At 70.9% G+C, this 23,645-nt stretch carries 30 protein-coding genes; 18 read left to right on the plus strand and 12 right to left on the minus strand.

The annotated features are described in order from the left end of the window. Positions 1–3: 3 nt before the first annotated feature. Genes MB828_RS06255 through MB828_RS06265 form a run of 3 tightly spaced genes read left to right on the plus strand, consistent with a single transcriptional unit; the run spans position 4 to position 2,747 of the window. A complete protein-coding gene (locus tag MB828_RS06255) occupies positions 4–969 on the plus strand; it encodes an ABC transporter substrate-binding protein (RefSeq protein ID WP_133025338.1) in 966 nt (321 codons plus the stop codon). A gap of 51 nt (positions 970–1,020) precedes the next feature. Further along, positions 1,021–1,950: an amino acid ABC transporter permease gene (locus tag MB828_RS06260; protein WP_133025339.1), complete on the plus strand. Its 930-nt coding sequence runs from the start codon at positions 1,021–1,023 to the stop codon at positions 1,948–1,950. Continuing rightward, positions 1,947–2,747, plus strand: a complete 801-nt coding sequence (locus MB828_RS06265) for an amino acid ABC transporter ATP-binding protein (RefSeq protein WP_133025340.1) — start codon at positions 1,947–1,949, stop codon at positions 2,745–2,747. Before MB828_RS06260 ends, MB828_RS06265 begins: the two co-directional genes overlap by 4 nt. A gap of 75 nt (positions 2,748–2,822) precedes the next feature. Here the strand turns inward: MB828_RS06265 and MB828_RS06270 are convergent, their stop codons facing one another. Next, entirely contained in the window at positions 2,823–3,602 is a 780-nt protein-coding gene (locus tag MB828_RS06270; RefSeq protein WP_301647289.1) for a class I SAM-dependent methyltransferase, read from the minus strand. A 100-nt stretch (positions 3,603–3,702) separates the two neighbouring features. Here MB828_RS06270 and MB828_RS06275 point away from each other — a divergent pair, with 100 nt between their 5' ends. Continuing rightward, positions 3,703–4,350, plus strand: a complete 648-nt coding sequence (locus MB828_RS06275; protein ID WP_301647290.1) for a CGNR zinc finger domain-containing protein — start codon at positions 3,703–3,705, stop codon at positions 4,348–4,350. Here MB828_RS06275 and sodX read toward each other — a convergent pair. Next, a complete protein-coding gene (gene sodX, locus MB828_RS06280; protein WP_133025700.1) occupies positions 4,236–4,688 on the minus strand; it encodes a nickel-type superoxide dismutase maturation protease in 453 nt (150 codons plus the stop codon). The genes MB828_RS06275 and sodX overlap by 115 nt on opposite strands. A 145-nt stretch (positions 4,689–4,833) precedes the next feature. Here sodX and sodN point away from each other — a divergent pair, with 145 nt between their 5' ends. Beyond that, on the plus strand, positions 4,834–5,229 hold the full coding sequence (gene sodN / locus MB828_RS06285) for a superoxide dismutase, Ni (RefSeq protein ID WP_020136639.1): 396 nt from the start codon (positions 4,834–4,836) through the stop codon (positions 5,227–5,229). A 147-nt stretch (positions 5,230–5,376) separates the two neighbouring features. On the opposite strand, the gene MB828_RS06290 is transcribed toward sodN, so the two are convergent. The 4 genes from MB828_RS06290 to MB828_RS06305 all read right to left on the minus strand — a co-directional run bounded on the left by MB828_RS06290 (position 5,377) and on the right by MB828_RS06305 (position 8,324). Continuing rightward, complete coding sequence (locus tag MB828_RS06290) at positions 5,377–5,865, minus strand: GNAT family N-acetyltransferase (RefSeq protein ID WP_301647291.1); 489 nt, start codon at positions 5,863–5,865, stop codon at positions 5,377–5,379. A 98-nt stretch (positions 5,866–5,963) separates the two neighbouring features. Continuing rightward, complete coding sequence (gene ppk2 / locus MB828_RS06295) at positions 5,964–6,878, minus strand: polyphosphate kinase 2 (protein WP_207920782.1); 915 nt, start codon at positions 6,876–6,878, stop codon at positions 5,964–5,966. Positions 6,879–6,924: 46 nt separating this feature from the next. Beyond that, the gene (locus MB828_RS06300; RefSeq protein ID WP_301647292.1) at positions 6,925–7,155 is read right to left on the minus strand and encodes a hypothetical protein; all 231 of its coding nucleotides are present in this window, start codon (positions 7,153–7,155) and stop codon (positions 6,925–6,927) included. A gap of 14 nt (positions 7,156–7,169) precedes the next feature. Then, positions 7,170–8,324: an inorganic phosphate transporter gene (locus MB828_RS06305; RefSeq protein ID WP_301647293.1), complete on the minus strand. Its 1,155-nt coding sequence runs from the start codon at positions 8,322–8,324 to the stop codon at positions 7,170–7,172. Positions 8,325–8,430: 106 nt separating this feature from the next. Here MB828_RS06305 and MB828_RS06310 point away from each other — a divergent pair, with 106 nt between their 5' ends. The 6 genes from MB828_RS06310 (at position 8,431) to MB828_RS06335 (ending at position 12,405) form a co-directional block, all read left to right on the plus strand. After that, complete coding sequence (locus tag MB828_RS06310) at positions 8,431–8,829, plus strand: helix-turn-helix transcriptional regulator (RefSeq protein WP_133025346.1); 399 nt, start codon at positions 8,431–8,433, stop codon at positions 8,827–8,829. A gap of 107 nt (positions 8,830–8,936) precedes the next feature. Then, complete coding sequence (locus MB828_RS06315; RefSeq protein ID WP_133025347.1) at positions 8,937–9,305, plus strand: effector-associated constant component EACC1; 369 nt, start codon at positions 8,937–8,939, stop codon at positions 9,303–9,305. 1 nt (position 9,306) lies between these two features. After that, entirely contained in the window at positions 9,307–10,719 is a 1,413-nt protein-coding gene (locus tag MB828_RS06320; protein WP_301647294.1) for a caspase, EACC1-associated type, read from the plus strand. After that, entirely contained in the window at positions 10,697–11,164 is a 468-nt protein-coding gene (locus tag MB828_RS06325; RefSeq protein WP_301647295.1) for a Clp protease N-terminal domain-containing protein, read from the plus strand. Before MB828_RS06320 ends, MB828_RS06325 begins: the two co-directional genes overlap by 23 nt. A 37-nt stretch (positions 11,165–11,201) precedes the next feature. Further along, on the plus strand, positions 11,202–11,618 hold the full coding sequence (locus MB828_RS06330; RefSeq protein WP_133025350.1) for a VOC family protein: 417 nt from the start codon (positions 11,202–11,204) through the stop codon (positions 11,616–11,618). A 19-nt stretch (positions 11,619–11,637) separates the two neighbouring features. After that, positions 11,638–12,405: a VOC family protein gene (locus MB828_RS06335; protein ID WP_301647296.1), complete on the plus strand. Its 768-nt coding sequence runs from the start codon at positions 11,638–11,640 to the stop codon at positions 12,403–12,405. Here MB828_RS06335 and MB828_RS06340 read toward each other — a convergent pair. The 4 genes from MB828_RS06340 to MB828_RS06355 form a co-directional block, all read right to left on the minus strand. Beyond that, a complete protein-coding gene (locus MB828_RS06340) occupies positions 12,371–12,703 on the minus strand; it encodes a DUF952 domain-containing protein (protein ID WP_301647297.1) in 333 nt (110 codons plus the stop codon). The two genes, MB828_RS06335 and MB828_RS06340, sit on opposite strands and share 35 nt — an antisense overlap. A gap of 9 nt (positions 12,704–12,712) precedes the next feature. Next, positions 12,713–13,015, minus strand: a complete 303-nt coding sequence (locus tag MB828_RS06345) for a hypothetical protein (protein ID WP_301647298.1) — start codon at positions 13,013–13,015, stop codon at positions 12,713–12,715. A 163-nt stretch (positions 13,016–13,178) separates the two neighbouring features. After that, entirely contained in the window at positions 13,179–14,279 is a 1,101-nt protein-coding gene (locus MB828_RS06350; RefSeq protein ID WP_301647299.1) for a family 2 encapsulin nanocompartment cargo protein polyprenyl transferase, read from the minus strand. A 113-nt stretch (positions 14,280–14,392) separates the two neighbouring features. Beyond that, entirely contained in the window at positions 14,393–15,799 is a 1,407-nt protein-coding gene (locus MB828_RS06355) for a family 2B encapsulin nanocompartment shell protein (protein WP_301647300.1), read from the minus strand. Between the two features lie 311 nt (positions 15,800–16,110). Here MB828_RS06355 and MB828_RS06360 point away from each other — a divergent pair, with 311 nt between their 5' ends. Then, positions 16,111–16,701 carry a peptidoglycan recognition protein family protein gene (locus tag MB828_RS06360; protein ID WP_133025356.1) on the plus strand — a complete coding sequence of 197 codons (591 nt, stop codon included), beginning with the start codon at positions 16,111–16,113 and terminating at the stop codon, positions 16,699–16,701. Positions 16,702–16,747: 46 nt separating this feature from the next. Further along, complete coding sequence (locus tag MB828_RS06365; protein ID WP_301647301.1) at positions 16,748–17,629, plus strand: 1-aminocyclopropane-1-carboxylate deaminase/D-cysteine desulfhydrase; 882 nt, start codon at positions 16,748–16,750, stop codon at positions 17,627–17,629. Positions 17,630–17,664: 35 nt separating this feature from the next. Here MB828_RS06365 and MB828_RS06370 read toward each other — a convergent pair whose 3' ends face one another. Beyond that, complete coding sequence (locus tag MB828_RS06370) at positions 17,665–19,260, minus strand: Na+/H+ antiporter (protein WP_301647302.1); 1,596 nt, start codon at positions 19,258–19,260, stop codon at positions 17,665–17,667. 61 nt (positions 19,261–19,321) lie between these two features. On the opposite strand from MB828_RS06370, the gene MB828_RS06375 reads away from it, so the two are divergent. From MB828_RS06375 to MB828_RS06385, 3 genes are all read left to right on the plus strand, one after another. After that, positions 19,322–19,582 carry a UBP-type zinc finger domain-containing protein gene (locus MB828_RS06375; protein WP_132888790.1) on the plus strand — a complete coding sequence of 87 codons (261 nt, stop codon included), beginning with the start codon at positions 19,322–19,324 and terminating at the stop codon, positions 19,580–19,582. A gap of 271 nt (positions 19,583–19,853) precedes the next feature. Then, complete coding sequence (locus MB828_RS06380) at positions 19,854–20,267, plus strand: anti-sigma regulatory factor (protein ID WP_004925829.1); 414 nt, start codon at positions 19,854–19,856, stop codon at positions 20,265–20,267. 17 nt (positions 20,268–20,284) lie between these two features. Beyond that, positions 20,285–21,358, plus strand: coding sequence for an RNA polymerase sigma factor SigF (locus MB828_RS06385; protein ID WP_420855476.1), 1,074 nt, complete (start codon positions 20,285–20,287; stop codon positions 21,356–21,358). 10 nt (positions 21,359–21,368) lie between these two features. Here the strand turns inward: MB828_RS06385 and MB828_RS06390 are convergent, their stop codons facing one another. Continuing rightward, positions 21,369–21,809: a hypothetical protein gene (locus MB828_RS06390; protein ID WP_301647303.1), complete on the minus strand. Its 441-nt coding sequence runs from the start codon at positions 21,807–21,809 to the stop codon at positions 21,369–21,371. 116 nt (positions 21,810–21,925) lie between these two features. On the opposite strand from MB828_RS06390, the gene MB828_RS06395 reads away from it, so the two are divergent. Both MB828_RS06395 and MB828_RS06400 read left to right on the plus strand, forming a co-directional pair. After that, positions 21,926–22,894: a diacylglycerol/lipid kinase family protein gene (locus MB828_RS06395; protein ID WP_133025360.1), complete on the plus strand. Its 969-nt coding sequence runs from the start codon at positions 21,926–21,928 to the stop codon at positions 22,892–22,894. Positions 22,895–23,213: 319 nt separating this feature from the next. Beyond that, positions 23,214–23,471, plus strand: a complete 258-nt coding sequence (locus tag MB828_RS06400; RefSeq protein WP_006142322.1) for a WhiB family transcriptional regulator — start codon at positions 23,214–23,216, stop codon at positions 23,469–23,471. The last annotated feature ends 174 nt before the right edge of the window (positions 23,472–23,645 follow it).

The following is a 23,645-nucleotide window of genomic DNA, read 5'->3' on the forward strand; positions in this document are numbered from 1 at the left end:
ACCATGACCGCAAGCTCCACCCGTCGTACCACCGTCGCGCGCTCCAGGACCGCAGCGTTCGGTGCGATCGCGGTCGCAGGCACCCTGCTGCTCACCGGCTGCGGCGACCACACGGACAAGGGCAGTGACGGCGGCTCGTCGTCCTCGGCGGCGTCCTCCGCCCCGCTGGCGGGCAAGCTGCCCGCCGACATCCGCAAGGCCGGTGTGATCAAGGTGGGCTCCGACATCGCCTACCCGCCGGTCGAGTACATGGAGAACGGCAAGGCCGTCGGTGTCGACCCGGACATCGCGGAGGCGCTGGGCAAGCAGCTGGGCGTGAAGTTCGACTTCCAGAACGGCAAGTTCGACCAGCTCATCGTGGGCCTCCAGGCCAACCGCTTCAACGTGATCATGTCGGCGATGAACGACACCAAGGACCGCCAGAACGGCATCGACTCCGACACCGGCAAGAAGGTCGGCAACGGCGTCGACTTCGTCGACTACTTCACCGCCGGCACCTCGATCCTGGTCCAGAAGGGCAACCCGAAGGGCATCAAGTCGCTGGACGACCTGTGCGGCAAGGTCGTGGCCCTGCAGAAGGGCACCACGTCCGAGGGCATCGCCAAGGCGCAGAGCACGAAGTGTACGAAGGACGGCAAGAAGGCCATCGACCTGCAGACCTTCGACACCGACCCGGAGGCGCTGCTCCGGCTGAAGCAGGGTGCCTCCGTCGCCGACCTGAACGACTTCCCGGTCGCCGCCTACAACGCCAAGACCTCCGGTGGCGGCAAGGACTTCGAGGTCGTCGGCGACCAGATCGAGGCCGGTCCGTACGGCATCGCGGTCAGCAAGGAGAACACCCAGCTGCGCGACGCGCTCCAGGCCGCGGTGGACGCCATCATCAAGAACGGCGACTACCAGAAGATCCTCGCCAAGTGGAACGTCACCCAGGGCGCGGTCACCGCGGGCAAGGTCAACGGCGGCTCCTGAACGGCCTCGGGCACGACTGAGGGCCGACAAGGTCTATGAAGGGCTGTCACTGTGACTGACACGGTCGACAAGACTCCGGCGCCCTCGGTGCCGCCGGAGCAGATCAAGGCCATCCCGGTACGCCACTACGGCCGCTGGGTGGCCGCGGCGGTGGTCATCGCCGTCCTGGTGCTGATCGGTGTCGCGTTCTCCAACGCGAACATCAACTACGGCGTCGTCCCGGACTACCTCACCGACGGGACCATCCTGTCGGGCGCCTGGCACACCCTGTACATCTCGGTGCTCGCCATGGCGCTCGGCCTGGTCCTCGGCGTGATCCTGGCGATCATGCGGATGTCGTCGAACCCGGTCACCAGCACGGTGGCCTGGTTCTACGTCTGGTTCTTCCGGGGCACCCCGGTCCTGGTCCAGCTGCTGCTCTGGTACAACATCGCGCTCGTCTTCCCCATCCTGAACCTGGGGTTCTACAAGGACGAGATGAACCAGGTCATGACGCCGTTCCTGGCCGCGCTGCTGGGTCTCGGCCTCAACGAGGCCGCGTACATGTCGGAGATCGTGCGGGCCGGCATCCAGTCGGTCGACGAGGGGCAGACGGAGGCCTCGCACGCGCTGGGCATGACCCAGGGCAAGACCCTGCGCCGGGTGATCCTGCCGCAGGCGATGCGGGTCATCGTGCCGCCGACGGGCAACGAGTTCATCAACATGCTCAAGACCTCGTCGCTGGCGTACGTGGTCCAGTTCAACGAGCTGATCAAACGGGCCACGGACATCTCCAGCACCTCGCTGGCGGTGGTCGAGATGTACTTCGTGGCCTCCATCTGGTACCTCCTGCTGACCACGATCTTCAGCATCTTCCAGTACTACATCGAGCGCCGTTACGCCCGCGGCTCCTCGCGCAGCCTGCCGCCGACCCCGTTGCAGCGCCTGCGCAGGAACCTGTCCCAGTGGGCTTCGTTCCGTCGCCCGGAGGTGGCCCGATGAGCTCTCTCGTCAAGGACATCACCCCGCCGAGCAGCGGCGCCCCGATGGTCAAGGCGGAGGGGGTGCACAAGTCGTTCGGGCTCGCGCACATCCTCAAGGGCATCGACCTGGAGGTGCTGCCGCGTGAGGTGTTCTGCCTGATCGGCCCGTCCGGTTCCGGCAAGTCCACGTTCCTGCGGTGCATCAACCATCTCGAGAAGATCAGCGCGGGACGCCTCTACGTCGACGGCCAGCTGGTCGGCTACCGCCAGCACGGCGACAAGCTCTACGAGCTGAAGGAGAAGGAGGTCGCGGCGCAGCGGCGGGACATCGGCATGGTGTTCCAGCGCTTCAACCTCTTCCCCCACATGACGGCCCTGGAGAACGTCATGGAGGCGCCGGTCCAGGTCAAGGGCGAGTCCAAGGCCGTGGCCCGGGAGCGGGCGCAGCGTCTGCTGAGCCGGGTCGGCCTCGGCGACCGTACCGGGCACTACCCGGCGCAGCTCTCCGGCGGCCAGCAGCAGCGGGTCGCGATCGCCCGGGCGCTCGCCATGCAGCCGAAGCTGATGCTGTTCGACGAGCCGACCTCCGCGCTCGACCCGGAGCTGGTCGGCGAGGTCCTGGACGTGATGCGGGACCTGGCCGAGGACGGCATGACGATGATCGTCGTCACCCACGAGATGGGCTTCGCCCGCGAGGTGGGCGACAGCCTGGTCTTCATGGACGACGGCGTGGTGGTGGAGTCCGGCCATCCGCGTGACGTCCTGACGAACCCCCAGCACGACCGGACGAAGTCGTTCCTGTCGAAGGTGCTGTAGCGCCTCGGCGCGAAAGGGGCGGTACGGGATGCCCGTACCGCCCCTTCGTACTGCCCGCCGGTTCTGCCGCCGCCGTTACTTGAGGGCCAGCAGCAGCGTGTCCGAGGGCGAGCACCACACCGGCCTGGCCTCCCCGAACCCCTTCTCGCGCAGCACGCGCGCGTGCCAGCGCGCCGAGGGCATGTCCCCTTCCGCGTGCTCGCCGTAGATCTCGAACCGGCGGGCGGTCGGTCCGGCGAGCACCGGGTCCTGGGCCGCCAGTTGCCACCATTCGGCCCAGTCCAGTGCCCCCGCCGCCTTGGCCTGATCCATACCGCGGTGCCGCTGCGCCCGTTCCGCCGCGTTGATCCGGGGCGTGCTGTCGTCGATCATGTGGTCCGCGTTCATGAAGACACCGCCGTCGCGGACGAGGCCCGCGACCTGACCGTAGAGGGCCGCGAGGGGTTCGCTGTGCAGCCAGTGCAGGGCCGTGGCGGTGAGGACGGCGTCGTACGAGTCGTACGGCAGCCGCGCGGGCCACTCGGGATCCTTGAGGTCGGCGGTGACGAACGTGACCCGGTCGTCGCCCGCGAAGGTGCCCTCGGCGATGGCGAGCAGGGCCGGGTCGAGGTCGACGCCGGTGCTCACCGCGTCCGGGAAACGGGCCAGCAGCCGGGCGGTGATGCTGCCGGTGCCGCAGGCCAGGTCGAGGACGCGGGGCGCCGTGCCGACGAGCGCCTCGACCATGTCGAGCATGATCCGGAACCGTTCCTCGCGGTCCGGCATGTACCACTCCTGCTGCCGGTCCCAGCTCTCCTGCCAGGCGCCCCAGTCGGCTCCGGCCACGGCCGTCGTGACGTCGCTGATGTCGCTCATGGCAACCCTCCACCATCCCGGTCCCGTAATACCCTGGAAGCACGACCGGCTGTTACCCGACCGCACCACAGACCATAGAGCGCCCCCGTAAGGACTACAAGTGGAACTGGCCTATTACTCGGATTACGCCGTCCGGCTCGTCAACAGTGAGGAACCGGGCCGGGGCAAGGACGTCCTGACCTCGGTCGAGGCCGTCCGCGATCTGTTCGGCGGCAACCAGCAGGCCGCCCGGCGCGCCACCGACGCCGACGTCACCCGCTTCCGCTCGGTACGGGGCCGGCTGCGCGCGGTCTTCGAGGCGGCCGACAAGGGCGAGGAGACCCTCGCGGTGGACCTGCTGAACTCACTCCTGCTGGAGTTCCCGGTCAGCCCGCAGATCTCCGGGCACGACCACCGGGACGAGGACGGCCGCCCGTTGTGGCACATGCACCTCGCCGACCACCCCTCCAACGCCACCGCCGGGTACGCGGCGATCGCGGCGATGGGCCTGGCCTTCCACCTCACCGAGTACGGCGTCGACCGCCTCGGCCTGTGCGAGGCGGCACCGTGCCGCAACGCCTACCTCGACACGTCCACCAACCGCTCCCGGCGCTACTGCTCGGACCGCTGCGCGACCCGCGCCAACGTGGCCGCCTACCGGGCCCGCAAACGCCTGGAGGCGGAACGCCCCGACCGGCCCGCACGGTCGGCCAGCACCGGCCTCGCGGCCGAGAGCGCCCAGCGCGCCACCGCCAGCGGCGAACGCTGACCGGCCGGCAGCGGCCGCCAGCGGAACAGGGCCCGGCCGAGGATCAACTCCTCCGGCACGGTCCCGTAGTCCGTGCTGTCCCCGCCCGCGTACGCGTTGTCCCCGAGCACCCACCAGCCGCCCTCGCGCGGCTCCACGGCGCGCTTGACGACGAGCAGGTCCTGCTGGAAAGGATGACGCAGGACGACCACGTCACCGGCCCGCACCCGGGCCCCGTACCGCACCAGGAGCTGATCCCCCTGGTACAGCGTGGGCACCATCGACGGGCCGGTCACCTCGGCCAGCCCGAAAGGCGCGGCACCCCTCCCCCGCTCGGTCTCCTGCGACAGCTCCGGCATCCCCGGCACCTCCCCGGTCCGTTCCTCCACCAGTCTCAGTCTGACCCTGGACTTTTGTCCTAAGCCCATGGGGGCACTCGCGAAATCACGCTTCCCAGGGAGTAATGTCCCACCTGAGAAGACGATCACGAGGAAGGAATGCTCCATGCTTTCCCGCCTGTTTGCCCCCAAGGTCAAGGTCAGCGCGCACTGCGACCTGCCCTGCGGTGTGTACGACCCGGCCCAGGCCCGCATCGAGGCGGAGTCGGTGAAGGCCGTGCAGGAGAAGATGGCCGCCAACGACGACCCGCACTTCCAGGCGCGCGCCACCGTCATCAAGGAGCAGCGTGCCGAGCTCGCCAAGCACCATGTCTCGGTGCTGTGGAGCGACTACTTCAAGCCCCCGCACTTCGAGAAGTACCCCGAGCTGCACCAGCTCGTGAACGACACCCTGAAGGCCCTCTCCGCGGCCAAGGCCTCCACGGACCCGGCCACCGGCCAGAAGGCCCTGGACTACATCGCCCAGATCGACAAGATCTTCTGGGAGACCAAGAAGGCCTGACCCCGCGCCTTTTCGGTTGCGAAGGTCTGGTCCTGCCGCACCCGGCCCGCCGGTCCGCCGTTCACGGCGTTCCGAGGGCTCGGGTGCGGTCTCTTTCCCGGGTTGCTGCCGGCTTCCGACCGGGCTTCTCCCGGCGTCCTGCCCCGGCTAGGAGGCGTCCGCCGCGGATGCCAGCGCGTTCAGGCCGTCGCCGGTCAGGCGGCAGACGCGCCACTCGTCCAGGAAGTCCGCGCCGAGCGACTTGTAGAAGCCGATCGCCGGTTCGTTCCAGTCCAGCACCCACCACTCGAAGCGCTCGAAACCGCTGCGCAGACAGAGCGCGGCGAGGGCGGCGAGCAGGGCCCTGCCGTGGCCGCCGCCGCGCGCCTGCGGTCGTACGTACAGGTCCTCCAGGTGCATGCCACGGGTGCCGGTCCAGGTGGAGAAGCGCGGGAACCACAGGGCGTAGCCCACCGTCTCGCCCGTGGTGTCGTCCTCGGCGATCAGCGCGTGGGCGGCGGGGTGGGGGCCGAACAGCGCCTCGCGGAGCTGCTCCTCGGTGGCCCGGGCCTGTTCGACGGCCCGTTCGTAGGCGGCGAGTTCACGGATCATCGCGCGGATCGCGGCGATGTCGTCCTCGGTGGCGGCTCGGATCATGCGGCCGATCCTCGGTGGTCGCACCGAGGCGTGTCCACCGCGTTCCGCCATGCGAAAGGGCCGGCCGCGGTCCGGTCGGCCCCTCCGCGCTCCCGGCGCTAGCGCACGCCGTCCTGGTCGTCCTCGCCGGCCTCCAGGAGACCGGCCGCCGCGCCCACGATCCGGGGGTCGGGGCTACCGACGACCTCCTCGTCCTTGTCTGCGTAGTCGAAGCGGGCCAGCACACTGCGCATGGCCTCGACACGGGCCCGCTTCTTGTCGTTGCTCTTCACCACGGTCCAGGGCGCGTACTCCGTGTCCGTCTCCCGGAACATCGCGACCTTCGCGGCCGTGTAGTCGTCCCAGCGGTCCAGCGAGGCCAGGTCCATCGGGCTGAGCTTCCACTGCCGTACCGGGTCGACCTGGCGGATGGTGAAGCGGGTCCGCTGCTCGCCCTGCGAGACCGAGAACCAGAACTTCACCAGGTCCACCCCGTCGTCCACCAGCATCCGCTCGAACAGCGGCGCCTGGCGCATGAAGCGCCGGTACTGGTCGTCCGAGCAGAAGCCCATGACCCGCTCGACACCGGCCCGGTTGTACCAGGACCGGTCGAACATCACGATCTCGCCCGCGGTGGGGAGGTACTGGACGTACCGCTGGAAGTACCACTGCCCGCTCTCGCGCTCGGTGGGCTTCTCCAGCGCCACCACGCGCGCGCCACGCGGGTTCAGGTGCTCCGTGAAGCGCTTGATGGTGCCGCCCTTGCCGGCCGCGTCGCGTCCCTCGAAGACGATGACGATCCGGCGCCCGGTCTCCTTGATCCAGCTCTGCAGTTTCAGCAGCTCTATCTGTTGCAGCCGCTTGTGCCACTCGTACTCCTTGCGCTCCATGCGCTGGGCGTACGGGTAGTTCTCCCGCCAGGTGTCGATCGGGGAACCGTCCGGGCGGATGAGTACGGGGTCGTCCGGGTCGCTGTAGTCGACCTTCAGGTCGGCCAGGTCGGCCAGGTCGGACAGCAGGTCCGGCGTCGTCATCCAGTCCTCCTCAGCGAGTCAGGGGGTCGGGGGGTGGGGGGCGGGGTCAGTGGAACTGCGGCACGATCAGGTAGATGCTGTACGCCACCACCGCCGCGCAGGCGAGGAAGCACAGCCCGGCCTGGGCGACGCCGGCGGTGCTGGTGCCGCCCTGCTCCTTGGCGCCCTCGTAGCGGGAGAGGCCGAGGACGCCGAAGGCGAAGACGACCACCACTGCGAATGTAACTCCGATGCTCACCGCGGTGACCTGCCCGAGTGAGGTCCAGTCGATGCTCATGGGGACTCCCGGATTCAGGCGGCGGTGCCGACGTGGGACGGCGGTTGGGTGCGGATGGCGACCTGGTGGCCGTCGTTGACGTTCTTCGCGCCGATCGGGTTGCGCCGCGACAGCAGGACGATGCCGGCCGCGAGCGCCGTGCCGACCAGTGCGACCACGACCGTGCCGAAGTTGCCGCCGTGCTTGACGGCGTACGCGGAGATGCCGCCGACCAGCGCCGCGCAGGGCAGTGTGATCACCCAGGCGGCGACCATGCGGCCCGCGACGCCCCAGCGGACCTCCGCCAGCCGCCGGCCGAGGCCCGCGCCGAGGATGGAGCCGGAGGCGACCTGGGTGGTGGACAGGGCGAAACCCATGTGCGCGGAGGTCAGGATGACGGCCGTGGAGGCGGTCTCCGCCGCGAAGCCCTGCGGGGACTGGATCTCGGTCAGGCCCTTGCCCATGGTGCGGATGATCCGCCAGCCGCCGATGTAGGTGCCGAGACCGATGGCGAGACCGGCGGTGGTGATGACCCAGACCGGCGGGCCGGCCCCGTCCGGCAGCGCGCCGACGGAGATCAGGGTCAGGGTGATGATGCCCATGGTCTTCTGGGCGTCGTTGGTGCCGTGCGCGAGCGAGACCAGCGACGCCGAGCCGATCTGCCCGAGCCGGAAGCCCTTGGTCACGGAGCCCGCCCGGCCGCGGGCGGTCAGCTTGTACGCGCAGTACGTCGCGATCAGCGCGGCCACGCCGGCGACCACCGGGGAGGCGAAGGCGGGGATGATGATCTTCTCGACCACCTTGTCGAAGTTCACGGCGCCGGAACCGGCGCCGACCCACACCGCGCCGATCAGCCCGCCGAACAGGGCGTGCGAGGAGCTGGACGGCAGCCCCACCAGCCAGGTCAGCAGGTTCCACAGGATCGCTCCCACGAGTCCCGCGAAGATCATGCCCGGCGTCACCTCGGCGTCGTTCACGATGCCGCCGGAGATCGTCTTGGCGACCTCGGTGGAGAGGAAGGCTCCCGCCAGGTTGAGGGCACCACTGATCAGAACCGCCGTCTTCGGTTTGAGCGCCCCGGTGGCGATGGAGGTGGCCATCGCGTTCGCCGTGTCGTGGAACCCGTTGGTGAAGTCGAAAGCAAGCGCTGTGACGATCACGACCGCCACGAGGAACGTGATGTGGTCCATTCCTTAATGCAAACAAGCGACGACCAATTACGCGAGAACTGGAGGGAAACGAACGTCCAAGAACAAACCCGGTCCGTGTGGCGAAGGTGCGTGCCATGCTGGGGCGATGACCCTGGAGGACCTGCGGCGGCTGCGCCGGGCGCGCGACCGCATGGACCGCGAGTTCGCCGAGCCCCTCGACATGGCCGAACTGGCGCGCACCGCCCTCATGTCGGCCGGCCACTTCCAGCGCAGTTTCCGCAAGGCCTTCGGGGAGACGCCGTACAGCTACCTGATGACCCGGCGGGTCGAGCGGGCCAAGGCGCTGCTGCGGCGCGGCGACCTCAGCGTGACGGAGGTGTGCATGGCGGTCGGGTGTACGTCCCTGGGGTCCTTCAGCTCCCGGTTCACCGAACTGGTCGGCGAGACACCGAGCGCGTACCGGGCGCGGGACCACGAGGAGAGCACGGTGATCCCGTCCTGCGTGGCCCGTACGTTCACCCGCCCGCGCCGCCGGCCGTACTGACCGCGGTTCGTCCACAGCCCCGGTCACTCCGCGCTCTCCCGCCGTACACTGACGGTCATCGTCGTATCAGTTGCCCGACAAGGTCTGTCAGAGCACCCGGGGGAGCCGTGGCAACCGCATTCATCTCCGTGCTGAGTCCCGATCCGGTCCGGCATGCCGAGTCCCTGACCGACTGGCTCAGAGGCGAACCGGCGCTGGCCGGCCGGGTCCGGCCGGTCGGCGGCGCCCCGGTCGAGGGGCACCTGGGCGTCCCTCTCGACACGGTCTCCGTGCTGCTGGGCGCGGGCGGCCCGCTCACCGTGCTCGCGTCCTGCCTGCGTGCCTGGATCACCCAGCCGCGCCGCAGCGACGTGAAGTTGAGCATCAGACGTGAACACGGCCCGGCGATCGAGATCGACGCCAGACGGGTCGACGGCGAGGACCTGGCCCGGCTGCTGCGCCAGGCCCTGGACGAGCACCAGGATCCGCGGGCGTGACATGCGCCTCCCCGACCGCGGGCGCTCCCGGATCGTCCTGATCGGCGCGAGCCGCTACTCCGACCCGGCCCTGCCCGGCCTGCCGGCCGTCGCGCGGACCGTCACCGACCTGCGCGACCTGCTCACCGACCCCGGCCAGGGGCTCGTCCCCGACAGCCACTGCACGGTCCTGCTCGACGACGGCGACCTGCGCACGGTCGGCGACCGGCTGCGCTCGGCCGTCGCCGCCGCCGAGGACCTGCTGCTGGTCCACTACGCCGGTCACGGCCTGGTCGCCGGCCGCCGCCACGGCCTGTACCTGGCGCTTCCCGACAGCCGCTGGGCGGCACCCGAGTTCAACTCGCTGGAGTACGACAAACTCCGCGACGCCGTGCTGGACTCCCCCGCCGCGGCCAAGGTGGTCGTCCTCGACTGCTGCTTCTCCGGCCGGGCCCTCGGCGACTCGCTCGGCGGCAGCGGCACGGCCGAGCGGCTCGGCCAGCTGGAGGTGGCCGGCAGCTACGTCCTCACCTCCGCCCAGCGCGACCAGGTCGCCCTCGCGCTGCCCGGTGAGGAACACACGGCGTTCTCCGGCCGGTTGATCCGGCTGCTGCGCGAAGGAATCCCCGGCGGACCCGAGTTGCTCACGGTCGAGGACCTGTACCGCCGGCTGCGGGCCGTCATGGCCGCCGAGGGCCTGCCCACCCCGCTCAACCGGAGCGCCGGCACCGCCCACGCCGTCGCCCTCGGCACCAACCGCGCGTTCACCGCGACCGCCCCACCGGAGCTGCGCGGACCGGCGTTCGCCACGTCCACTCGTCCGGAGCTGCGCGGACGCGCGTTCACCGCGACCGCTCGTCCGGAGCTGCGCGGACGGCACGAGCACGCCGTGGCGCGGGGCAAGGCCGGGGACTGGGCGGGGGCCGCCGCGCAGCTCCGGGAGACCGTCGAGGCACAGACCAGGCTGCTGGGCGCCGAGGACCTGGACACCCTGCGCGGCCGGCAGTCCCACGCGCACAGCCTGGGCGGCGCGGGCAGCCCCGCCGAGGCCGCCGAGCTGCTGCGCCCGCTCCTCGGCGACCAGTTGCGCCTGCTCGGCCCGGACCACGAGGACACCCTGCGCACCCGCCAGTTCCTCGCCGTCAACTTCGGTGAGGCCGGGCACCGCGAGGAGGCGGCCGGGATGCTCCGGGCGCTGCTCGCCGACCGGGGCCGGGTCCTCGGTCCGGACCACCCGCACACCCTGCGGACCCGGCACCTGCTGGCCCGCAACCTGGCTCTGAGCGGCGCCGAGGAGGAGGCACGGACCCTGCTGCGCGAGGTGGTGGCGGTACGGGAGCGGGTGCTGGGGGCGGAGCATCCGCACACCCGCAGGGCACGGACGGACCTGGCGGACCTGACGGAGGCGGGCGATGGGGTACGAGAGGTTCGGTGACCGGGCGCTGGACGTCGTCGACGCCGCCGGTGCGCGGGCCCGGGAGCTGCGGCACTGGTACGTCGAGCCGGGTCACGTCCTGCTGGCCCTGCTCGACCTGGACGGGGCGGAGACGGTACGGGTGCTGGGCGCGCCCGCCGAGGCACTGCGCGGCGGGGTGATCGACGCACTCGGCCGGGGCACCGTGGAGCCGGGCGACCACCTGCCGCCCAGCGGTGCGACCGGAGCCCTGCTGGCGCGGGCGCCGCAGGAGGCCGACCGGCTCGGCCATCGTCGTGTGGAGCCGTGCCACCTCCTGCTCGCCCTGCTGTCGGCCGCGGACACCGTGGTCATGGACGTCCTCGCGGCCCACCGCGCCGGCCCTCGGCAGGCGCCCTTCGTCCCGGCCGACGCCCCGCCCGACCCCCGTCCCGCCCACGATCCCTACGTCTGGGCCATGAGCTGACCCGGCGCCTGGGCACGGCTGCGCCTAGCCTGACCCCATGGACGTAAAACTCGCGCAGTGTTTCATCGCCGTCGACGACCACGACAAGGCGCTGGCCTTCTACCGTGACGTCCTCGGCCTGGAGGTCCACAACGACGTGGAGTTCGAGGGGATGCGGTGGGTGACCGTCGGCTCGCCGCAGCAGCCGGGCGTGGAGATCGTGCTGGAGCCGCCGGGCGCCAACCCCGACGCCTCCCCCGCCGACCGGCAGGCCATGGCCGAACTGCTCGCCAAGGGCATGCTGCGCGGAGTGATCTTCTCCACCACCGACTGCGACGCGCTGTACGAACGGGTGCGGGAGTACGGCGGGGACGTCATCCAGGAGCCGATGGACCAGCACTGGGGCGTACGCGACTGCGCGTTCCGGGACCCGGCGGGCAACCTGCTGCGCTTCACCGAACGCCGCGAGAAGTAGTGCCCTTACGATCGCGTCCATGACCATCCGCTGGACGTACGCCTTCGTCGACCGCCCCGCCGACCGCCTCGGTTCCGCCCAGGCCTTCTGGACGGCCGTCACGGACACCCGGCTGTCCGCGCCGCGCGGCACCAGCGGCGAGTTCACGACCCTGCTGCCGGTCGCCGGCGCGGACGCCTGCGTCAAGGTCCAGGGCGTCGGCGACGGCCCCGGCGGCGCCCACCTGGACCTGTGCGCCGAGGATGTGCCTGGCCTGGTGCGGCGGGCCCGGGAACTGGGCGCGGAGCCGGTCGCCGAGCACGAGGACTGGGCCGTACTGCGGTCGCCCGCCGGGCTGTTGTGGTGCGCGGTGCCCTGGCACGGCGAGTCGGTACGGCCGCCGGTGGTGGCGGGCAGCCGGCTCGACCAGGTCAGCCTGGACATCCCGCCGTCCGCGTACGAGACCGAGACCGAGTTCTGGGCGGAGCTGACCGGCTGGGAACTGCTGACCGGCTCGCTGCCGGAGTTCCGGGTGCTCAGGCCACCGGCCGGGCTGCCGGTGCGGATCCTGCTCCAGCGACTGGCCGGCGAACAGCCCGCCGCCGCCCACCTCGACCTGGCCTGCGCGGACATCGCCGCGACCCGGGCCCGGCACGAGGAACTGGGTGCCCTGCACGTGGCCGACGGCCGGCACTGGACGGTGCTGCGGGACCCGGCGGGCGGCGTCTACTGCCTGACCGGCCGGGACCCGGAGACCGGCGGCCTCCCCGCCGTCACCGCCAGGGCCGCACCTCCACCACGGCGGTGACCGGGATCGGACCGTACACGTGCGGGAACTCCTCGCCGCCCGGCTCCGCCGCCTCCCACTTCACCGGTACGCCGACCCGCGCCGGGTCCACGACCAGCACGACCAGTTCGTCCGGTCCGTCGTACGACCCGTACAGGAAGGCCGCGACCTGCGGCAGCTGGTCCTCGGTCGAGCAGTGGACGAAGCCCTCCTCCTGGAGGGTGCGGCCACGGGTGGAGATCTCGTAGGTGCCGCGTGCGCGGGCCTCCTCCCACTGGGAGCTCTCGGTGATGTGCAGGATGTTCGGCAGTCCGGTCATGCGCTCACGCTACGGCGTCGGCTCTCCCGGTGGGGCCTCAGGCGGCCTGCGCTCCGGGCTCGGGGGCTGCGGGGACCGCGGGGCCTGCGGGGACCGCGGCGGGCCGGGGTCCGGCTGCTCGGAGCGCTCCGGCCGGGACCGCGCGGAGGACCGATCCGGGGCGCGGGGGGATCCGGCGTACTCGCCGCACTCCGGATTGCGGCAGGCTCCGGGGCCCCAGACCGGCACCCAGGCACCCAGCGTCTTGTGCCGCCGCACCACACTCTTCACGGCCTGCCCGCAGACGGGACAGACCTGCTCCCGGCCGTCCATGTCCTCAGCGTAGGCGGGTACCGGACGCGGCGCCTCGGGACGGTTCGTCACGGGGAGACGGCGGGCCCCGCACGCCGTGGGGATGTGCGGGACCCGTCGGACCGGAGTCCCCGGGGATCCGTGCGGGGTCAGGAGCCGCGCGGGCCCGGGGACTCCGGGGTCTTCATCTGCTGCGCCGGGTCACGAACTCGGCGAGCGCGAGCAGGCCGCCGGCCGGCTCGGGGTCGGGTACGGCACGGGTGAGTTCCTGCATCGCCAGGGCCATCCGGTCGGCCGCCTCGGCCTGCGCCCAGTCCCGGCCGCCCGCCCGCTCCACGGCCAGCGCGGTACGCGCGATCTCGTCGGCGTCGGCCCGCACATGGGGCTTGGCGTACAGCTCGGCCAGTTCACCGGCGGCCGGACCGCCGGAGGTGAGGGCCGCGACGACCGGCAGGGACTTCTTGCGGGCGGCCAGGTCGGCACCGGCCGGCTTGCCGGTGCGCCGCGGGTCGCCCCATATCCCGATGACGTCGTCGATCAGCTGGAAGGCGAGTCCGGCCTGCCGGCCGAAGCCGTCGAGCGCCACGACCTCCTCCTCGTCCGCCCCGGCGTACAGGGCGCCCAGGGCGCAGGCGCAGCCGAGGAGCGCCCCGGTCTTGGCCTCGGCCATGTCGAGCACCTCTTCGAGGGTGACCTCGTGGGGCGCCCGGTCCTCCATGGCCGTGTCCGCGTGCTGTCCGGCGCACAGTTCGAGGACGCACTGCGCGAGGCGGGCGGCGGCCGCCCCGGACGCCGGGTGCGGGTCCTCGGCGAGCAGCCTGAGGGCCAGTGCCTGGAGCGCGTCCCCGGCGAGGATCGCGTCGGAGTCGCCGAACACGGTCCAGACGGTGGGCCGGTGCCTGCGGGAGGTGTCCCGGTCCATGACGTCGTCGTGCAGCAGGGTGAAGTTGTGCACCAGCTCCACGGCGGCCGCGGCCCGTACGGCGGACGCGCGGGCCGACGGGCCGCCGAGCGCTTCGGCGGCGGCGAGGACCAGCGCGGGCCGGATGGCCTTGCCGGCGCTGCCCACCGCGGGGGTGCCGTCCACGTGCTCCCAGCCGAAGTGGTAGCGCGCGATCCGCCGCATGGAGCCGGGCAACGACTCGACGGCCGCTCGCAGTTCGGGGTCGACGGACCCCCGGGCCCGCTCCAGTATGGCCGTCGCCTCGGCCCCGTCGAGCGTCTCGGTTCTGCCCGGCGGCACCGCCGTGGCAGGGTGCTGCCTCTCCGTCACGAACTCGGCCATGGCCTCCCCCTCGCGGAGTGCGCGGACCGTGGCGTCTCCGCCCCGGCTCGGCACGTACCCCGAGGGTGTACCCGCCCCGGAGGGCGGGGACACGGCCACCAAGTGCGGAAACGTCACCTCCACCGGCCGATCTCGACGTTCTCCAGTACTCCGAGGGCGTCCGGGACCAGGACGGCCGCCGAGTAGTAGGCGGTGACCAGGTAGTTGATGACGGCCTGTTCGTTGATGCCCATGAAGCGGACCGACAGGCTCGGCTCGATCTCGTCGGGGATCCCGGACTGCCGGAGCCCGATGACGCCCTGCTCCGACTCGCCGGTACGCATGGCGATGATCGAGGTGGTCCTGGCCTCGCTGACCGGGATCTTGTTGCACGGGTAGATCGGGACGCCGCGCCAGGTCGGGATGCGGTTGCCGCCGATCTCGACGGTCTCCGGGACCAGTCCGCGCTTGTTGAGTTCGCGTCCGAAGGCCGAGATCGCGCGGGGGTGGGCGAGGAACAGCTTGGTGCCCCGGCGGCGGCTGAGCAGTTCGTCCATGTCGTCCGGGCTGGGCACGCCGTCGTGCGGCTGTAGCCGCTGGTCGTACTGGCAGTTGCTGAGCAGGCCGAATTCCCGGTTGTTGATGAGTTCGTGCTCCTGGCGCTCCTTCAACGCCTCGACGGTGAGCCGCAACTGGTGCTCGGTCTGGTTCATCGGCTGGTTGTAGAGGTCGGCGACCCGGGTGTGGATGCGCAGCACGGTCTGGGCGATGCTCAGTTCGTACTCGCGCGGACGGGCCTCGTAGTCGACGAAGGTGTGCGGGATGTCGGGCTCGCCGCTGTGGCCGGCCGCGAGGGCGACCTCCTTCTCGCCGTACTTGTTGGTGCGCTGCTCGGGGATCGCGCGCAGCTGCTGAAGGTGCTCGCGCAGCGTGTCGGCGCGCTCGGCGACCTGCTCGAAGTCCTGCCGGGACAGGGTCAGCACGGTGCAGGCCGTGTCCGCGCGGGCGGTGTAGTCCCAGATGGCGTCCGAGTCGAGCAGGCCGTGTTCGCCGAAGTAGGCGCCGTCGGCGAGGACGCCCAGCACCGCGTCGTCGCCGTACGGGCCGGTGCCGACCTTCTCCACCCGGCCGTGGGCGAGCAGGTACACCTCGTCCGCCTGGTTGCCGAACGAGGCGATGACATCGCCCGGGGCGAAGTCCCGCTGCCGGCAGCGCTGGGCCAGCTCCCCCAGCACCTCCTGGTCCTCGTACGCCCGCAGGACGGGGAGTTCGCCCAGCTCCGCCGGGATGACCTCGACACGGTCGCCGGTCTTCAGGAAGGTGATGCGGCCGTCCCCGACCGTGTAGGTGAGCCGCCGGTTCACCCGGTACGTGCCGCCCTGCACGTCGACCCAGGGCAGTGACCGCAGCAGCCAGCGGGAGCTGATCTCCTGCATCTGTGGCGCGGACTTGGTCGTGGTGGCCAGGTTCCGCGCTGCCGCCGTGTCCAGAGACTGCTGCGGCTTGCCCTGATCCGTGCGGACCTCTTCGCCTACCGACATAAGGAAATGCCCTCCCATACCTGCGCGGACGCCGAACTGCCCGCGCATCGGTCTCACGGGCCACCCTGTCATCACCGAGCGTGTTCGTGCCATTACCCGAAAGAGCGGGAATAGATCATCGGACTACTGGGCACGCCGGCGCCTCACGCCCTTCCCCGCCCCGCGGTGCAGCGACTTGCCCGGCTTGTCCGGATCGACTCGCACGCGATCCGAACAAGCCCGGCCCCTCTGGCGAGGAAAGCGGACTTATGTCGAAATTCCATAAGTTCATGGATTTCATCGCACTCACCACGAAAGCGAAGGAGCCGGTCATGGCCCCACCCATGTCCGCGGGCGCCTTCCTCGACGCGTTGCGGGACGAGGGCGTCACCGTCGTCGAGGTCGGCGACTGGCGGGAACACAACCGGAACCACAAGGGGCCCTGGGGTCCCGTCCACGGGGTGATGATCCACCACACCGCGACCGACGGCGCCGACCGCGCCGTCCGGCTCTGCCGCTACGGCCGCCCCGGCCTGCCCGGTCCGCTGTGCCACGGCGTCATCACCAAGGACGGCACGGTCCACCTGGTCGGGTACGGCCGCGTCAACCACGCGGGCCTCGGCGACGACGACGTCCTGCGGGCCGTGATCGCCGAGAAGGCGCTGCCCCCGGAGAACGAGGCGAACACCGACGGCAACCGGCATTTCTACGGCTTCGAGTGCGAGAACCTCGGCGACGGCGAGGATCCCTGGCCACCGGCCCAGCTGGCGGCGGTCGAGAGGGTGGCCGCGGCGGTGTGCCGACGGCACGGGTGGTCGGAACGGTCGGTGATCGGGCACCTGGAGTGGCAGCCGGGGAAGGTGGACCCGCGCGGCTTCTCGATGGCCTGGCTGCGCGACCGTGTCCGGGACCGTCTGAAGTGACCCCCGGACCGCCGACCGGGCGCCCGTCCCGGGCGACAATGACGACGTGACCAGCGCCGGCATACTCGACCCACGGCTGCCCTCCCCGCTCCAGGAGGTTGCCGACGACCGTTTCGACCGGCACGGCGTCCGGCTGCTGCTCAAGCGGGACGACCTGATCCACCCGGACCTGATCGGCAACAAGTGGCGCAAGCTGGTCCCGAACATCGAGGCGGCGGCCGGCCGGCCGCTCCTCACGTTCGGCGGCGCCTACTCCAACCATCTGCGGGCCACGGCCGCCGCGGGCCGGCTGCTCGGCTTCCCGACGGTGGGAGTGGTACGGGGAGAGGAACTGGCCGGCCGGCCCCTGAACCCCTCCCTCGCGCGGTGCGCGGCCGACGGCATGCGGCTGCACTTCGTCGACAGGTCGACGTATCGACGCAAGACCGAGCCGGAGGTGCTGGCCGGTCTGCTGCGGGTGGCGCAGGCGGAGCAGGCGTACGTGGTGCCGGAGGGCGGCAGCAACGCGGCGGCGGTACGCGGTTGCCGCGCCCTCGGTGTGGAGCTCCGGGGGCGGGCCGACGTGGTGGCCGTCGCCTGCGGCACCGGCGGCACGCTGGCCGGCCTGGCCGCCGGTCTCGGCGCCGGGCAGCGGGCCCTGGGGGTGCCGGTGCTCAGGGGCGGGTTCCTGGCAGCGGAGACGGAACGCCTCCAGGTGGCGGCGTTCGGGGCGCGGAGCGGGGACTGGTCGCTGGACGAGCGGTTCCACTTCGGGGGTTACGGGCGCACGACCCCCGCTCTCCACGCCTTCGCGGCGGACTTCGAGGACCGGCACGGGGTGCGGGTCGAGCGGCTGTATGTGGCCAAGCTGCTGTTCGGGCTCGTCGAACTGGCGGCGGAGGGGGCGTTCGAGCGGGGCACCCGGGTGGCGGCGGTCGTCACGGCCTGACCGGCGCTGCCGCCGGTCCGCGCGCACGGGGTGGCTCAGCCCGCTTCCCGGTAGGCCGCCGCCTCCTCCAGGTCCAGTCGGCGCAGCAGGGTGCGCAGCATCTCGTCGTCGATGTAGCGGTGGTCGCGGAGACGGACGAAGACCTCGCGCTCGGAGCTGATCATCTCGCGGGACAGGCGGCGGTAGGTGTCGTCGACCGTCTCGCCGGTGACCGGATTGGTCTGGCCCAGACGCTCCCAGACGGCGTTGCGACGGCGTTCCAGGACCGTGCGGAGGCGGTCGGCGAGCGGGGGCGGGAGCTGGTTGCGGTCGTCGGCGAGGAGGTCGTCGAGGCGGGACTCGGCCGCGCGGGACGCCTGCGCCTGGGCGTTGGCCTCGGCGAGGGTCTCGGTCTGCGGGTCGCGGCCGGGGAAGTTCAGCCGGCGGATCAGCGGCGGCAGGGTCAGTCCCTGCACCACGAGGGTGCCGATCACGGTGGTGAACGTCAGGAAGAGGATCAGGTTGCGGTGCGGGAAGACGCCGCCGCCGTGCACGGTGACCGGGATCGAGAAGGCGATGGCCAGCGAGACCACCCCGCGCATCCCGGCCCACGACGTCACCATCGTGCCCTTCCAGGTGGGGTTGGTCTCGCGTTCCCTGATCCGCGCGGAGAGCATCCGGGGCAGGAAGGTCGCCGGATAGCACCAGGCGAAGCGGGCGGCCACGACCACCAGGAAGACGGCCACGGCGTACCAGGCCGCCTCGACGCCCTCGTACTGGCCGAGGCCCCTCAGGACGACCGGGAGCTGCAGGCCGATCAGCGCGAAGACCGCCGATTCGAGGATGAAGGCGACCATCTTCCAGACCGCCTCCTCCTGGAGGCGGGTGGCGAAGTCGACCTCCCACGCGCGGTGGCCGAGGTAGAGGGCGACGACCACGACGGCGAGCACACCGGAGGCGTGCAGCTGCTCCGCGACGGCGTAGGCGACGAACGGGATCAGCAGCGAGAGCGTGTTCTGGAGGAGCGGCTCCTTCAGGTGGGTGCGCAGCCAGTGCAGCGGCGCCATCAGGAGCAGGCCGATGCCGACACCGCCGACCGCCGCGAGCAGGAACTCCTCGATGCCGCCTGCCCAGGTCGCGCCCTCGCCGACGGCGGCCGCGAGGGCGACCTTGTACGCCGTGATCGCGGTGGCGTCGTTGAGCAGGGACTCGCCCTGGAGGATGGTCGTGATGCGGGACGGCAGCCCCACCCGGCGGGCCACCGCGGTCGCCGCCACCGCGTCCGGCGGGGCCACCACCGCGCCCAGCACCAGCGCCGCGGGCAGCGGCATGCCCGGGATGAGCAGGTACACGGACCAGCCGACCACGACCGTGGCGAAGAGCACGTATCCGACCGAGAGCAGCGCGACCGGTCTCATCTGGGCCCGCAGATCGAGGTAGGAGCTGTCGGACGCCGAGGTGTACAGCAACGGGGGCAGCAGGAGCGGGAGGACGACCTCGGGGTCGAGGGTGTAGTCCGGCACCCCGGGGACGTACGACACGACCAGGCCGACCGCGACCAGGAGCAGCGGTGCGGGCACCGGGGTCCGCCGGGCGGCGGCCGCGATCACCGTGCTCCCCGCCACCAGCAACAGCAGTGGCATCACGTCCATGATCCTCGCCCACCCTCATTTTCCGCGCGGCCACCCGCACACCCGTCGTAATCTGGCAATCATGAAACAGTGCACGCATGCCGGCGCGCTGCCCCACCCGGAACCAGACCCCCTGAACGAGACCTGCCCCGAGTGTCTCGCCAAGGGCTGGCACCCGGTCCAGCTGCGGATCTGTCTGACCTGCGGCCACGTGGCGTGCTGCGACTCGTCGCCGGGAAGACATGCGACGGGACACCACGAGACGTCCGGTCACCCGGTGATGCGGACCTTCGAACCCGGTGAGGACTGGCGCTGGTGCTTCGTCGACCACGTCCTCGTGTGAGACTGCACTACGGCCGCCGAAGACGGCCATAGTGACGGTTCGACGGTTCGACACCGGGGTACGTCAACCCGGCGCGCGCTCTTCCCAATTGGGCAAGGCGGACCCCTAGACACGGAGCGTATCCACAGGTTTACTGTGAGTGACGCCAGGGGTCGGGGTCCCGGGGACAGAAAAGTTCGGAGCGCGGTAGCGTCACCGCTGAACCACGTAGTGCGTTACCCCGGGGGGCGACCCTCGGCCCCGAGAAGCTTGTACCACCATGGAGGTGAGGGTGTCCCAGATCGCAGGCGAGCCCGCGACCCAGGACTTCGTGGAAGTCCGGCTGCCGGCTGCGGGTGCCTACCTGTCGGTGCTGCGCACGGCCACGGCCGGTCTCGCCGCCCGCTTGGACTTCACCCTGGACGAGATCGAGGACCTGCGCATCGCGGTGGACGAGGCGTGCGCGATCCTGCTCCAGCAGGCCGTCCCCGGCTCGGTGCTCAGCTGTGTCTTCCGCCTCGTCGACGACTCACTGGAGGTCACGGTCTCCGCCCCGACCACGGACGGCCACGCCCCTTCGCGCGACACTTTCGCCTGGACCGTGCTCTCGGCCCTGGCGGGCAAGGTCTCGTCGGCCGTCGACGAGGACAAGACCGTGTCGATCAGCCTCTACAAACAGCGCGGCGCGGGACCCGGGCCGGCGTGAGGAACGGGGACGGGCCGGTGCGGGACGAAGAGCGCGGCACACGGGAACTGCCGGCCGGGGGCGAAGGCCCCGAGGCCGGTTCCCGCCGCATGGCTGACGGCATCGACGGCATCCCTGAACAGGCCAGGCCGCATCCGGAGGAGCCCTCCGCGCAGCCCGGTCCGGACGGTGCCGTACAGAGCGCGCCCCCGGAAGGGCGGAACGGGGTCGCGGCCCCGGACCGAGCAGGGGCGAAGGCTCGCGGAAGGGCGACGGGCGGGACGATGAGCGAGCACGAGCGATACGCCGAGGACGAGGCGCTGGCCGCGGAGGTAGTGCACGCGACCCAGCACGAACCTCAGGACCGCAGCGGGGCGCGCGCCAAGTTCGTCGAACTGCGCGCCCTCAAGGAGGGCAGCGCCGAGTACGCGGAGCTGCGCAACCAGCTGGTCCGGATGCATCTGCCGCTCGTGGAGCACCTCGCGCGCCGGTTCCGCAACCGGGGCGAGCCGCTGGACGACCTCACCCAGGTCGCCACCATCGGCCTGATCAAGTCCGTCGACCGGTTCGACCCGGACCGCGGTGTGGAGTTCTCCACGTACGCCACCCCCACCGTGGTCGGCGAGATCAAGCGCCACTTCCGTGACAAGGGCTGGGCGGTCCGCGTCCCGCGCCGCCTCCAGGAGCTGCGCCTCGCGCTCACCACGGCCACCGCCGAGCTGTCCCAGCAGCACGGCCGCTCCCCCACGGTCCACGAACTGGCCGAGAAGCTGGCGATCTCGGAGGAGGAGGTCCTGGAGGGCCTGGAGTCGGCCAACGCCTACTCCACGCTGTCCCTGGACGTCCCCGACACCGACGACGAGTCGCCGGCGGTCGCCGACACCCTCGGCGCGGAGGACGAGGCACTGGAGGGCGTCGAGTACCGCGAATCCCTCAAGCCACTCCTGGAAGACCTCCCGCCCCGAGAGAAGCGGATCCTTCTCCTCCGCTTCTTCGGCAACATGACCCAGTCCCAGATCGCCCAGGAGGTCGGCATCTCCCAGATGCACGTCTCGCGACTGCTGGCGAGGACCCTGGCTCAGCTCCGGGAGAAGCTGCTGGTGGAGGAGTAGGCGTTACAGATCAGCCACTACGCCCGGGCCCCTTGATCCCAAGGGCCTGGGTGGTGGCGGAGTTGACCAGCAACACCAGCGAGGCGATCGCCACCACCGCCAGCACGATCCCCACCGGGATCGCCACACTGTCGGCCTGCAACAGGTTGTACGCCACCGGCAGCGCCATGATCTGCGTGATCACCGCCGGCCCCCGGCTCCAGCTCTTGCGCAGCAGCAGCCCACGCGCGGCGAGCAGCGGCAGCAGCGCCAGCACGATCACGGTAACGCCCCCGGTGACGGCCTGCCCCCGGTCGTCCGGTGACCCGGTGAGGCCCAGCACCAGCATCCACACTCCGCCGGCCACCAGCGCGAGCCCTTCCAGCCCGGCCAGTGCGGCGGCATACGTCAGCCGCCGCGGACGGGGGCCGTCGGTCACGTCGGCCCTCTCGGCCGTAGGCGCATCACTCACCCCAGCAGGGTAGCCCTCGGCCGGCACCCGCAAGTGTCGAGGCTCACGCCCCCATCTCTTACCGGATCCCTAACTCGGTCTGGGATCGGTACTTTCCAGTAGGTACGCTGCAATCCATGCGTGCACTCCTCGTGGTCAATCCGGCAGCAACCACCACAAGCGCACGTAGGCGCGACGTCCTGATCCACGCGCTCGCCAGCGAGGTGAAGCTGGAGGCGGTCACCACCGAGTACCGCGGTCACGCCCGCGACCTGGCCCGGCAGGCGGCGACGAGCGACGACATCGACCTCGTCGTGGCCCTCGGCGGCGACGGCACGGTCAACGAGGTGGTCAACGGCCTGCTGCACGACGGCCCCGACCCGGAGCGGCTGCCCGGTCTCGCCGTGGTCCCCGGCGGGTCCACCAACGTCTTCGCCCGGGCCCTCGGTCTGCCCAACGACCCGGTCGAGGCCACCGGCGACCTGCTGGACGCGTTGCGCGAGAAACGTGAGCGCCTGGTCGGCCTGGGACTGACCGCCGGTACTCCCGGCACCGTGGACGAGGCGGTCCCGGCCCGCTGGTTCACCTTCAACGCGGGACTCGGCTTCGACGCCGGCGTGGTCGGCCGGGTCGAGCAGCAGCGCGAACTCGGCAAGAAGTCGACACACGCGCTGTACGTACGGCAGGTCGTCCGGCAGTTCTTCGGCGAGCAGCACCGCCGGCACGGCGCCATCACCCTTGAGCGGCCCGGCCACGACCCGATCAACGACCTGGTCGTGGCGATAGTCTCGAACACGTCGCCCTGGACGTATCTCGGCAATCGCCCGATGTACACATCGCCTAAGGCCTCGTTCGATAAAGGCATCGACGTACTCGGTCTCAGCCGCCTGTCGTCCGCCGCGGTTGCCCGGTATGGCACGCAGTTGCTCACTTCGTCCCCCGAGCGCGGACCCCATGGCAAGCATGCGGTGTCATTGCACGACCTGGACCAGTTCACCTTGCATTCGAAGGTCCCCCTCCCCCTCCAGATGGACGGCGACCACCTAGGACTGCGTACGAGCGTGACGTTCACAGGCGTACGCCGCGCACTGCGTGTGATTGTGTGAGCGGAACGGGCCAAAGTCCTTTCACTCGAACGTTTAGGCCAGGATCCACCCCATGGAAGTACGGCTGTGACCCAGTCGACACCGAGGAATCAAAAAAAACTTTCCGGAAGGGGTTGTATCCGCCGCTGAGGTTTGCGAGGCTCTACGTGGCGGTCGGGACAGCCCGCAACATCGGCATCCACTGACCACCGGAATCCCCCTTCAACTCACAGGACCCCTGCCGGGAACCTGGCAGTCGGCCCTTCACTTGTTGAGGGATTCGTGAAAGCGTTCACATTCACAAGCACTGAGCATGTAATACCAAGGAGAGGTAGCAGCCATGGACTGGCGTCACAACGCCGTTTGCCGCGAGGAAGACCCCGAGCTCTTCTTCCCCATCGGCAACACTGGTCCTGCGCTGCTGCAGATCGAGGAAGCCAAGGCCGTCTGCCGTCGCTGTCCTGTTATGGACCAGTGTCTGCAGTGGGCGCTCGAGTCCGGCCAGGACTCCGGCGTCTGGGGTGGCCTCAGCGAGGACGAGCGTCGCGCGATGAAGCGCCGTGCCGCCCGCAACCGGGCCCGTCAGGCCTCCGCCTGACCCGACCCACCCCGCTAGCCTGAGCTTGGCGGCGCGTACAGCGAGTACGCATCTCCCGCCCCCGAGCCGCAGCGCGCAGTACCCCCGATGCGCTCAAGAGCAGCAACGAGCGAGCAGCCCCGGACCCACCAGGTCCGGGGCTCTTTGCTGTGCCCGGACCCGCCGCGCCGGGAC

This window comes from Streptomyces arenae (genome assembly GCF_022343545.1).
GTDB classification, from domain to species: Bacteria; Actinomycetota; Actinomycetes; order Streptomycetales; family Streptomycetaceae; genus Streptomyces; species Streptomyces humi.

Coding starts and splice junctions, on each gene's coding strand:
- MB828_RS06255 (WP_133025338.1), top strand. CDS start 4: ATGACCGCAAGCTCCACCCGTCGTACCACCGTCGCGCGCTCCAGGACC.
- MB828_RS06265 (WP_133025340.1), top strand. CDS start 1,947: ATGAGCTCTCTCGTCAAGGACATCACCCCGCCGAGCAGCGGCGCCCCG.
- MB828_RS06270 (WP_301647289.1), bottom strand. CDS start 3,602: ATGAGCGACATCAGCGACGTCACGACGGCCGTGGCCGGAGCCGACTGG.
- sodX (WP_133025700.1), bottom strand. CDS start 4,688: ATGCCGGAGCTGTCGCAGGAGACCGAGCGGGGGAGGGGTGCCGCGCCT.
- sodN (WP_020136639.1), top strand. CDS start 4,834: ATGCTTTCCCGCCTGTTTGCCCCCAAGGTCAAGGTCAGCGCGCACTGC.
- MB828_RS06290 (WP_301647291.1), bottom strand. CDS start 5,865: ATGATCCGAGCCGCCACCGAGGACGACATCGCCGCGATCCGCGCGATG.
- ppk2 (WP_207920782.1), bottom strand. CDS start 6,878: ATGACGACGCCGGACCTGCTGTCCGACCTGGCCGACCTGGCCGACCTG.
- MB828_RS06300 (WP_301647292.1), bottom strand. CDS start 7,155: ATGAGCATCGACTGGACCTCACTCGGGCAGGTCACCGCGGTGAGCATC.
- MB828_RS06305 (WP_301647293.1), bottom strand. CDS start 8,324: ATGGACCACATCACGTTCCTCGTGGCGGTCGTGATCGTCACAGCGCTT.
- MB828_RS06310 (WP_133025346.1), top strand. CDS start 8,431: ATGACCCTGGAGGACCTGCGGCGGCTGCGCCGGGCGCGCGACCGCATG.
- MB828_RS06320 (WP_301647294.1), top strand. CDS start 9,307: ATGCGCCTCCCCGACCGCGGGCGCTCCCGGATCGTCCTGATCGGCGCG.
- MB828_RS06325 (WP_301647295.1), top strand. CDS start 10,697: ATGGGGTACGAGAGGTTCGGTGACCGGGCGCTGGACGTCGTCGACGCC.
- MB828_RS06330 (WP_133025350.1), top strand. CDS start 11,202: ATGGACGTAAAACTCGCGCAGTGTTTCATCGCCGTCGACGACCACGAC.
- MB828_RS06335 (WP_301647296.1), top strand. CDS start 11,638: ATGACCATCCGCTGGACGTACGCCTTCGTCGACCGCCCCGCCGACCGC.
- MB828_RS06340 (WP_301647297.1), bottom strand. CDS start 12,703: ATGACCGGACTGCCGAACATCCTGCACATCACCGAGAGCTCCCAGTGG.
- MB828_RS06345 (WP_301647298.1), bottom strand. CDS start 13,015: ATGGACGGCCGGGAGCAGGTCTGTCCCGTCTGCGGGCAGGCCGTGAAG.
- MB828_RS06350 (WP_301647299.1), bottom strand. CDS start 14,279: ATGGCCGAGTTCGTGACGGAGAGGCAGCACCCTGCCACGGCGGTGCCG.
- MB828_RS06355 (WP_301647300.1), bottom strand. CDS start 15,799: ATGTCGGTAGGCGAAGAGGTCCGCACGGATCAGGGCAAGCCGCAGCAG.
- MB828_RS06360 (WP_133025356.1), top strand. CDS start 16,111: ATGGCCCCACCCATGTCCGCGGGCGCCTTCCTCGACGCGTTGCGGGAC.
- MB828_RS06370 (WP_301647302.1), bottom strand. CDS start 19,260: ATGGACGTGATGCCACTGCTGTTGCTGGTGGCGGGGAGCACGGTGATC.
- MB828_RS06375 (WP_132888790.1), top strand. CDS start 19,322: ATGAAACAGTGCACGCATGCCGGCGCGCTGCCCCACCCGGAACCAGAC.
- MB828_RS06395 (WP_133025360.1), top strand. CDS start 21,926: ATGCGTGCACTCCTCGTGGTCAATCCGGCAGCAACCACCACAAGCGCA.
- MB828_RS06400 (WP_006142322.1), top strand. CDS start 23,214: ATGGACTGGCGTCACAACGCCGTTTGCCGCGAGGAAGACCCCGAGCTC.